This window comes from Cellulomonas sp. P4_B5_2 (assembly GCF_056402235.1).
Genome location: NZ_JBFUHU010000134.1, coordinates 1 through 9398, shown reverse-complemented (window position 1 = coordinate 9398; position 9398 = coordinate 1). Strand labels below are relative to the sequence as shown.

The 9398-nt window shown below is 73.4% G+C and carries 11 protein-coding genes; 4 read left to right on the top strand and 7 right to left on the bottom strand.

The window, feature by feature from the left end; genetic code table 11:
* The 3 genes from AC1DUQ_RS11355 to AC1DUQ_RS11345 all read right to left on the bottom strand — a co-directional run.
* Positions 1–1410, bottom strand: a 1410-nt coding sequence (locus AC1DUQ_RS11355) for a vWA domain-containing protein (protein WP_477073814.1), incomplete at its 3' end; no start/stop codon positions are given.
* A 207-nt stretch (positions 1411–1617) separates the two neighbouring features.
* Complete coding sequence (locus AC1DUQ_RS11350) at positions 1618–2436, bottom strand: hypothetical protein (RefSeq protein ID WP_477060866.1); 819 nt, start codon at positions 2434–2436, stop codon at positions 1618–1620.
* Positions 2433–3074, bottom strand: a complete 642-nt coding sequence (locus AC1DUQ_RS11345) for a DUF1684 domain-containing protein (protein WP_477060867.1) — start codon at positions 3072–3074, stop codon at positions 2433–2435. Before AC1DUQ_RS11345 ends, AC1DUQ_RS11350 begins: the two co-directional genes overlap by 4 nt.
* 55 nt (positions 3075–3129) lie before the next feature.
* On the opposite strand from AC1DUQ_RS11345, the gene AC1DUQ_RS11340 reads away from it, so the two are divergent.
* Genes AC1DUQ_RS11340 through AC1DUQ_RS11325 form a run of 4 tightly spaced genes read left to right on the top strand, consistent with a single transcriptional unit; the run spans position 3130 to position 6746 of the window.
* Complete coding sequence (locus AC1DUQ_RS11340) at positions 3130–4053, top strand: LLM class F420-dependent oxidoreductase (RefSeq protein WP_477060868.1); 924 nt, start codon at positions 3130–3132, stop codon at positions 4051–4053.
* A 19-nt stretch (positions 4054–4072) separates the two neighbouring features.
* Positions 4073–4657, top strand: a complete 585-nt coding sequence (locus AC1DUQ_RS11335; RefSeq protein WP_477073813.1) for a CDP-alcohol phosphatidyltransferase family protein — start codon at positions 4073–4075, stop codon at positions 4655–4657.
* The gene (locus tag AC1DUQ_RS11330) at positions 4654–5526 is read left to right on the top strand and encodes a phosphatidate cytidylyltransferase (protein ID WP_477060870.1); all 873 of its coding nucleotides are present in this window, start codon (positions 4654–4656) and stop codon (positions 5524–5526) included. The genes AC1DUQ_RS11335 and AC1DUQ_RS11330 overlap by 4 nt, the downstream gene beginning before the upstream one ends.
* Positions 5523–6746, top strand: a complete 1224-nt coding sequence (locus AC1DUQ_RS11325; RefSeq protein ID WP_477060871.1) for a lysophospholipid acyltransferase family protein — start codon at positions 5523–5525, stop codon at positions 6744–6746. Before AC1DUQ_RS11330 ends, AC1DUQ_RS11325 begins: the two co-directional genes overlap by 4 nt.
* Here the strand turns inward: AC1DUQ_RS11325 and AC1DUQ_RS11320 are convergent.
* The 4 genes from AC1DUQ_RS11320 to AC1DUQ_RS11305 all read right to left on the bottom strand — a co-directional run bounded on the left by AC1DUQ_RS11320 (position 6689) and on the right by AC1DUQ_RS11305 (position 9279).
* The gene (locus tag AC1DUQ_RS11320) at positions 6689–7936 is read right to left on the bottom strand and encodes a glycosyltransferase 87 family protein (protein WP_477060872.1); all 1248 of its coding nucleotides are present in this window, start codon (positions 7934–7936) and stop codon (positions 6689–6691) included. The genes AC1DUQ_RS11325 and AC1DUQ_RS11320 overlap by 58 nt on opposite strands.
* 155 nt (positions 7937–8091) lie before the next feature.
* On the bottom strand, positions 8092–8316 hold the full coding sequence (locus tag AC1DUQ_RS11315; RefSeq protein ID WP_477073812.1) for a hypothetical protein: 225 nt from the start codon (positions 8314–8316) through the stop codon (positions 8092–8094).
* Positions 8317–8353: 37 nt separating this feature from the next.
* Entirely contained in the window at positions 8354–8986 is a 633-nt protein-coding gene (locus AC1DUQ_RS11310; protein WP_477060874.1) for a LytR C-terminal domain-containing protein, read from the bottom strand.
* Positions 8983–9279, bottom strand: coding sequence for a type II toxin-antitoxin system VapB family antitoxin (locus AC1DUQ_RS11305; protein ID WP_056087555.1), 297 nt, complete (start codon positions 9277–9279; stop codon positions 8983–8985). Before AC1DUQ_RS11305 ends, AC1DUQ_RS11310 begins: the two co-directional genes overlap by 4 nt.
* Positions 9280–9398: the final 119 nt, after the last annotated feature.

The following is a 9398-nucleotide window of genomic DNA, read 5'->3' as shown; positions in this document are numbered from 1 at the left end:
GTCGTCGGCATACTGCGAGTCGGTCACCGCGAGGCCGAACTCGACGACCGCGGACGCGAACCTGAAGTCGGCCGTGGGGCTGGTGTCGTAGGCGCTGGCTCGGGCCGGGAAGACGACCTCGGTGCTCGTGGTGGTGCCCGGGTTCTTGTAGCGCACGTGCACGGTCAGGAAGTCGCTGGAGCTCCCGGTCTCGGTGTTCTGGTAGTCCAGGTCGTCGTCGTGGCGCGACTCGCCTCGAGCCGGGACCAGCTCGTAGAAGGCGGTCACTGCGTGCCCGGCGCCGACGTCGCCGGCGTCCTTGGTGTCGTCGTCGAACTCCTCGTCCTCCAGGCGGCGGTTGTCGTAGCCCAGCAGCCGGTACTCGGCCACGGTCGCGGGGTTGAGCTCGACCTGGACCTTGAGGTCCTGGGCGACGACGAACATCGTCGAGTCGAACTCGTCCACCAGGACCTTGCGCGCCTCGTCGAGGGTGTCGATGTAGGCGTAGTTGCCGTTCCCGTGGTCGGCGATCGCTTCCATGGTGTTGTCCTTGAGGTTCCCCATCCCGAAGCCGAGCACGGAGATGTAGACGCCCGACTTGGCGTGCTCCTCGATCAGGTCGGTGAGCTGCTCGGGGGTGGACGGGCCGACGTTGAAGTCGCCGTCGGTCGCCAGGATGACCCGGTTGTTCCCGCCCTCGACGAAGTTCTTCGCCGCGAGCTCGTACGCGGTCTGCAGGCCCGCGGCGCCACCGGTCGACCCTCCTGCCTGCAGCTCGCGCAGGATCCGCACCAGCTCGCCGCGCTCGTCGCCTCGCAGGGAGTCGGCGAGCACCTGCTCGCTGCCGGCGTAGGTCACGATCGAGACGGTGTCGTCCTCGTCGAGCTGCTCCACCAGCAGCTCGAACGAGTCGGCGAGCAGCGGCAGCTTGTTCGGCTCGTCCATCGAACCGGACACGTCGAGCAGGAAGACGATGTTGTTGCCCCGGCTGGTGGCCTTCGCGGCCGTGGCCTGCACGCCGATCATCGCGAGCTGGTGGTCGGGCGCCCAGGGCGCGTCCGCGATCTGCGTCGTGACGGTGAACGGGTCCACCGCGCTCGGGTCGGGCGTCGGGTAGTCGTAGTCGAAGTAGTTGACCAGCTCCTCGATCCGCACGCCCTCCGGCGCGACCCCCTGGCGCAGCTGGCGGCGCAGGTTGCTGTAGGACGCGGTGTCGACATCGGAGGCGAACGTCGACAGCGGGCTCGTCGTCACGTCCTGGAACGGCTGCTCCGGGGAGTCGTCGTACTCCTCCTGCTCGTCCACCGGGACCTGGCGCCAGTCCTCCGGCGCGACGGAGTCGTCGTAGGCGATGCCCTGGTCGTACGAGGCGTCGGTCGAGCCGTCCGTGCTGCAGGCACCGAGCGCGCCCAGGAGAGCGACCACAGCCACGGCGGCAACCACGCGGGTGGGTGCCTGTGTCCGAGTGAATGACCGACCGCGCATCAGTGCCTCCAGTGATCGAGGACTGAAGCGTCTCGGTCCGCGAGGACCGGGACCAGCACGGCACGGTCACGCGACCGCGCCGTTCAGGTAACGATCACCTGGCATCCAGCCAAACCGAAACATGGCCGTGACCAGGGGAAACAGACATCCCGGTCAGTCCAGCCCCAGCAGCGCGCGCCAGGTGCGGTGGTGCTCGACCGTGACGCCCTCGTAGCCGGGGAGGGTGCCGAAGGCGTCGGCGACCAACGCGGTCTCCGCCTCCAGCACGACGGGGCCCTCGTCGATGAACGTGTACTGCGCGCCCCCGGCCACCTCGGCGGTGTCCGTCTCGACCCCGACGGTGAACGGCAGCCCGGCCGACGACGCCGCGACGACCGCCGGGGCAGCGAGCGCCACGATCCCGTCGGGCCCCTGTGCGTGGTCGCTGAACGCGACGACACCCACCCGCGCCACGCGCGCGAGGACGGCGTCGAGCAGCGTGCCCCCCTCCCACGCCTCGTGCGCCAGCCACCACGGCGTGTCGACGCCCAGCCCGGCGCCGGCCGGGAGCGCCGCCAGCACGCCGTCGAGCAGGGTGAACCACTGTGCGCAGAGCCGGTCACGGTCGGTGGACCAGGTGGGCGTGGCCCACGGCTCGACGTCCAGCTGCAGGCTGTCGCTCGGCCCCGATCGCAGGGCCGTGAGCGCCCAGGTCACCGCGAGCGACGGCTGACCGAGCCACCCGGGGTCGCCGCCGAGCGGACCGACCGCCACCCCGGCGGCCTGCAGTGCTGTGGTCGCGGCACCGAACCAGTCGCCGACCGGTCCCTCGTCGGCGGCCCACGGTGCGGAGAGGAACACGCGCTGGATCGCGCGCTCCTGGCAGAAGGCGACGAGGGCGGCGGGTTCGGCGGGTGCGTAGTCGCGTCCGCGGGCGTCGACGGACCGCGGGACGGGGTTGTCCCACGCCCACATCGAGGTCAGGGCGCTCATGCGAACACCCGCTCGCCCACGGGGACCTCCGCGGCGAGCGTGTTGGCGCGGGTGGCCAGCGGGCAGGTCCACGCGGGGTCGTAGGCGCAGGACGGGTTGTAGGCGAAGTTCAGGTCGACCACGAGCCGTGTTCCCGCCATGCCGAGATCCGCCCCCTTGATGGTGTCCAGCAGGTACCGACCGCCGCCGTAGGTGTCGGGCGACGCGTCCTTCACGGGCACGAACAGCCCACCGGCGTACCCGCGGAGCCGCCAGACCGCGAGGGTCCCGAGGCCGCCCACCTCCACGTCGGCGATCCGCTCGAACGGCACCACGCCGTCGGTCCCCGTGCTCACGTCCAGGCGCTGGGCGGGGGCGGGCCGGATCTCGCACTCGAACCGGTAGGCCGCGTCGTACTGCGGGATGTCGAGGCCCTCGAACGACGCCTTCGCGGCGGCGTCGAGCGGGGATGCCGGGTGCTCGGCCAGCAGCTCGTCGCGCCGCTGGACCCAGATCGCGTGCGCGGAGGACGGGTCGTCGGCGGACATCCGGCGGACGTCCGCGTAGATCGCGGCCACGCGGCGGCGCCAGTCGGCGACGGCGAACGGCTCGTCGGCGGGATGGCGGCCGGGCGCGATGACGGGGAATCCAGCGTTCACCGCCCCACCGTCGCACGGTGCGCTGCCGCGCGGCGACTGTGTGAGGCTGGTCCGCATGGATCTGCGCATCTTCACCGAGCCCCAGCAGGGGGCCTCCTACGACGACCAGCTGGCGGTGGCCAAGGCGACGGAGGAGCTCGGCTTCGACGCCTTCTTCCGCTCCGACCACTACCTGCGGATGGGCGACGGCGACGCCCAGCCCGGTCCCACGGACTCCTGGACCACGCTGGCGGGGCTGGCCCGTGAGACCAGCCGCATCCGGCTGGGCACCCTGGTCTCGTCGGCCACCTTCCGGCACCCCGGCGTGCTCGCCATCCAGGTGGCGCAGGTGGACCAGATGTCGGGCGGCCGGGTGGAGCTCGGTCTGGGCGCCGGCTGGTTCGCGCAGGAGCACGCCGCGTACGGGATCCCGTTCCCGGAGAAGCGGTTCGGCCTGCTGACCGAGCAGCTCGAGCTGATCACCGGCCTGTGGAGCACGCCGGCGGGGGAGCACTACGACTTCGCCGGCGAGCACTACACGGTGAAGCACTCGCCCGCGCTGCCGAAGCCTGTGCAGTCGCCCGTGCCGATCATCGTCGGCGGGAGCGGGCCGAAGCGGACGCCCGCGCTGGCCGCCCGGTACGCCGCCGAGTTCAACATGTCGTTCCCCGCGCCGGCCGACGTGGAGGGTCGCGTGAAGACCGTCCGGGCGGCCTGCGAGGAGGCCGGCCGCGACCCGTCGACCCTCGTCTTCTCCGTGGCACAGGTGCTGTGCGCGGGGCGCGACGACGCGGAGGTGGCCCGCCGGGCGGCCGCGATCGGGCGGGACGTGACCGAGGTGCGGGCCGTCGGGTTTGCCGGCACGCCGACCGCCGTCGTCGACCGGATCGGGTCCTACCGCGAGCTCGGCGTGACGCGCGTGTACCTGCAGGTGCTGGACCTGCACGACCTGGACCACCTGGAGCTCGTGGCCTCGGAGGTGGCGTCGCAGCTGGGCTGACGCCCGCTAGGGTCCCGGCATGCGCGGCCTGTACGCACTCAAGCCCTGGTACACCCGGCGACTCGACGGCWTCGTCCGCTGGGCCGAGGACCGGGACGTGTCCCCGGACGTCTTCACGTGGCTCGGCGTGCTCAGCGCCGCGGCCGCGGGCGTCGCGATCGCCCTCGGGTCGTGGCCCCTGGCGCTCCTGCTGCTCGCCGGGCGTCTCGCGGGCGCCAACCTGGACGGGGCGGTCGCCCGGGCGCGCGGGGTGTCCCGGCCGTGGGGATTCGTGGTCAACGAGATCGGCGACCGGGTCAGCGACCTGCTCATGTTCGCGGGCCTCGCTGTGCTCCTCGGGCGGCTGCAGGGCGGTGCCGCGGTCGTCTTCGTGCTCGTCGCGGCCGTCGTCGCGACCCTGCCCACGTTCGTGTCGCTCGCCGGTGCGGGGGCCGGTGCACCACGGCTCAACGGGGGACCGTTCGGCAAGACCGAGCGGTGCCTCGCGGTGGTGCTCATGGTGGCGGCGCCAGGGCTGTCGCCGCTGCTGCTGGCGGTGACGGTCGGGCTGTCGCTGGCCACCGCCTCGACGCGGCTGCGGCAGCTGCGCCGGGTCCTCGCGTGATCCCGGAGCTCGAGCTCCACCTGCGTCTGGCCGCCTGGCACCTCGACCTCGAGGGGCGGGCGGTCTGGCTGCTGACGGTCAGCGTGGTGATCCTCGCGGTCGCGGCGATCCCGGTGTTCCTGTCAGGCAGGCCGGAGCTGCGCCGCCGCTGGACCACCTGGGCGCTGATCCTGCCGGTGATCGGCATCCCGATGTGGCTCGGACCGGGCCCGACGGCGGTCCTCGCCGCGCTGCTGGCCCTGCAGGCGGTGCGCGAGTTCGCCGCGATGGTCCGCCTGCCCCGCGCGGAGACCACCCTCCTGCTGGTGCTCGCCGTCACCTATCCGATGGCGGCGTGGCTCGCCCCCGACCTGCTCGCCCTGGTGCCCCTGGTGGCCCTGCTCTGCGCGGTGCCCGCACTGCTGACCGGGGACTCCGAGCGCGGGCTCGAGCGCGCCACGCTGACCGCCTTCGGGTCGATCTGGCTGTGCTGGTCGCTCGCCAACCTGGTGCTCGTCGGCAGCGACGCGTACCTGCTGTGCTTCGCGGCGGCCGCCACGGACATCGCGGCCTGGTGCGGCGGCACCGGCCTGCGCCGGTTCGCCTGGGCGCGACGACCACTCTCCCGGCTCAGTCCGAACAAGACCGTCGGAGGTATGGTCGGAGCCGCCGTCGGCGCTGCGATCGTGCTGGTCGTGCTCGATTCCGCCTCGCCCGGCCTGTACGTCGCCGTGCTGCTCGGGAGCGTCGGAGGAGACCTGTTGGAGTCCATGGTGAAGCGCCGCGCCGGGGTGAAGGACGCCGGGGCGTGGCTGCCCGGGTTCGGCGGCCTGCTGGACCGCGTCGACTCCCTGCTGCTCGTGCTCCCGCTCGCGGCGGTGCTCGCATGACCGCCCGTCGCCGGGTCGGCCTGCCGCCCGGGTTCAACCTCGCGGGCGCCGCGCGGCACACGTTCTGGCGCAACGTCTTCCACCTGGTCGGCGGGTACAAGGTGCGCGGGGCGGCGCCGTACGAGGCGATGGTCATCGTCGCCAACCACAGCTCGCACGCCGACACCCCGGCCCTGATCGCCGCGTTCCCCGCGCCGTACAAGCCCGTCGTCGTGGCGGCCGAGGACTACTGGTTCGACAAGGCGTGGATGCGCCTGGGGCTCAAGCTCGCCATCGGAGCGGTCCCGGTGCACCGCAAGGGCGGCGGGGGATACGCGGGGCTGGTGGAGGGCGCCCAGGCGGTGCTGGGCACCGGGTCCAGCCTGCTGGTGTTCCCCGAGGGCACGCGCAGCACGGACGGTCGCCTGGGCGAGCTGCGCAGCGGGGCCGTCCGGATCGCGCGCGAGTTCGACGTCCCGATCCTGCCGGTGGCCATCGTCGGCACCCACGACCTGCTGCCCAAGGGCGGCCGCCTGCACCCCGGCCCGGTCGAGGTGCGTCTCGGTCACCCGATCCAGCCGGAGGACCTCGACGACGACGACATGTCCCCGGTGGTCCACCAGCTGGAGGCCCTGCTGGCCGAGGGGCCGGCGACGTGGTCCGAGTCCCGCACGTGGCAGGTGCTGCACCGCGCGATGGAGGGGAAGGCCGGGATGGCCGGCGCCGCCGCCTGGGGGTTCGCCGAGGGGATCAGCTGGCCCGTGACCATGGAGATGTACCTGGCGGTCGTGGGTGTCGCGAACCCGCGCCGGATCCTGCCGGCCGTCGGGTGGCTGACGGCGGGGTCGGTGGCGGGCGTGCTGGTCACCTCCGAGCTGACCCGGCGCGGCATGCGCCCACCGGCACCCCTGACCACAGCGAGCATGCGTGCCGCGGCGGCGGAGCACATGGCGGTCGGCGCGCGGGGCGTCTGGAAGCAGGCGGCCAACGGCGTGCCGGTCAAGCTCTACGCCGCAGCCGCAGGCGACGCGGGCGTCCCGCGGATCCCCCTCGCCGTGCACACCGCGGGCGCCCGGGGGGCGCGGGCGCTGGCCATGGGTGCCGGCATCGGCGGGGCGGCGGCGATCGCGCACCCGGTGCTGCGGCGGTTCTACGTGCCGTACCTCGGCGTGCTCGGGGTCGGCTACGCGGCGGGGCTGGCGCTCGTGATCCGGTCCTGGCGGCGCAGAGCCTCGGGCTGATCGTCGGGCAGCGGCCGGACCAGCGCGATCACCGTGTGCACCAGCAGCGCCACGAGGGCGACGTTGCGCGCGGCGAGCACGATCGTCACCGCGGGGGCGCCGAGGACCACCCCGTCGTAGAACCACGGGAACACCACCTGCGTCGCACCGGCGATGCCGAGCACGAGCCACGCGGTGGTCCGCCAGCCGGGCAGCCGCAGCGCCAGCGCGACCGCGACCGGCGGCGCGAGCCATCCCATGTACTGCGGCGAGCCCACCTTGTTGAACACGATCATCGCGAGCGTCAGCAACATGGCCCCCCGGACCAGCAGCTCGGTGCGCACGATCCCGCCGGACCACAGCCGGTCACCCAGCTGCTCGCGACGCCACCAGAGCAGCAGCGTCGCCGCGCCGAGCGCGAGGAAGAAGAGGGCCCCGAGGACGTCCGCGGCGCCCTGCGTGCCGGGCCCGTGGAGCTCCCAGGTGACCAGCGGCTCGTTGAGCACCCGGGTGACGGAGGGTGCCCAGAGCGCGGTGACCAGCCAGGGCGTGGCGCCGGGTGCCTCGATCTGCAGCCCGCGCTGGTCCTGCTCGGTGAGGAACGACATCACCTGGGGCAGCCCGCCGAGGGCCGCCACCGTCCCGACCACCACCACGCTGACCACCGCGGCCGGGACGACCACGCTGCGCCACGGCCGACGCACCGCCAGGAACACGGCGATGAGGAGCGCGCCCGGGGCCACCTTGACCCAGGCTGCGGCCGTGAGGAGCGCCGACGTGATGCGGGGGTGGTTCAGCGCGAGGGTCAGGGCGACGACGACCACCGGGGCGATGACGGCGTCGAGCCGACCCATCGCGACCGGGCCGAGCAGCAGCAGGAACGCGAGCCACCACCACGCGCCGACGGTCGTCGTGCCGCTGCGGGGCAGGCCGGGGCGGCGCACCTGGAGCAGCACCGCCAGCGCGGCCGCGTCGAGCAGGGTGACCAGCAGCGCCCACACGTCGGCGTACGACGACCCGCCGCCGGTCCCGCCCAGCGCGGCGAGGAGCATCGGCACGATGGCGCCGACCGGGTAGACCCACGTGCCCGAGAGCACGGGCCACTGCCCCTCGTTCAGGCCGAGCCACATCCAGTACCGGTAGAGGTCCAGGTCCCAGAACGCGTCCTGGGGGATGAGCACGAGCCCGACCAGCGCCAGCCACCCGTGCACGAGGATGAAGGCGACCCAGACGGCAGTCGGGGAGTGCAGCAGTCGGCGGAGCAGCGCGACCTCCGGGGTGCGGGGCCCGTGGGGAGCCGGCGACGAGGCAGGGCTCCCAGGCTAGCCCGCGCGTGGTGGCCGGGGTGGCGCTGTTCCCTGTGAGATCAGGGAGTCCGACCTGGATCCAGCGGCGGCGGCACGGTGCCGGTGGTGGCGCCGGCGACCGGGAACACCGCTGGGCGGGTGGCATCGAGGTAGGCGTCCGCCGACTCGACGTCGTCGGGCGCCGGCGGGGCCTCGGGGGCCGTCTCGGGAACGGGATCGGGGCCGTAGTGCGACTCGGTCATCGTCGACCTCCCACGTCGTCCGCGGTCGGCGACCGCGGTCATGCCTCCACCGTCGCACGACCACGGGGGCGCCGCACGATCAGCCTGCGGCGGGGGTCTCCGTCACGGCCGGGGCCTCCGGGGCGACGACCTGGTCGAAGGGGGTGCAGCCCTCCGGGGCGACGAGCGGGACGGCGGGGTCGAGCACCACGCCCTCGAGGGGGTTGAGCTCGGCGAACTCGCCGCCCAGCGCCAGGTCGACGGTGGCGTCGGTGCGGGCGTCGAGGACGAGCACCGCCCCGTCGACGTGCGCAGCSAGCGTGTATGCGTGGGCCACGCCCGCCGTGCCGAAGATGATGCGCGCCGTGCCGTCGTACGTGGCGGGGGCGTTCTCGGTGACCACGATGACGAAACCGCGTTCGGCGAGGCTCGCCGCGGTGGCGCCGGCGAGGCCCACCCGGGTGGTCGCGTTGTAGACCTTGACGCCGACCTGGGCGGCGGGCACCGGCAACGCGCCGGCCGGCGGGCACGGGTACGGGTCCTGCGTGGCGGTCGGGGAGGGCTCGGCGGCGAACTCGCGCGCGAACACCGGGAGGTTGAGGCTGCCGGTGAACACCGCTGCGGCGCCGAGGCCCGCCAGCGCGAGACCGGCCAGCAGGACGCCGAAGATGACGGCCTGTCGCTCGTGCATGTGCCGACGACGCAGCTGACGGCCGCGGTCCTGCTCCGTCACTTGACCACCAGGACCCGTGCGTGCAGCAGCGCGCGCTGGTGGAGCGCGGCCCGGACGGCCCGGTGCAGGCCGTCCTCCAGGTACATGACGCCGCGGTACTGGACCACGTGGGCGAACAGGTCGCCGTAGAACGTCGAGTCCTCCGCGAGCAGCGCGTCGAGGTCGAGCGTGCGCTTGGTCGTCACCAGCTCGTCGAGCCGCACCTGGCGTGGCGGAACCTCGGCCCACTGCTTGGCTGTCTCGAGCCCGTGGTCCGGGTAGGGCCTGCCCTCGCCCACCGCCTTGAAGATCACGGTTGGGAGTCTAGGTGACGGGCAGGTCGCCCGTGCCCACCCTGCGGGTGACCTCTCCGGCGAGCGTCTGCGACCGACGGATTGGATAGCGGTTTCCGTCGTCGGGAGCGCTCCCGACG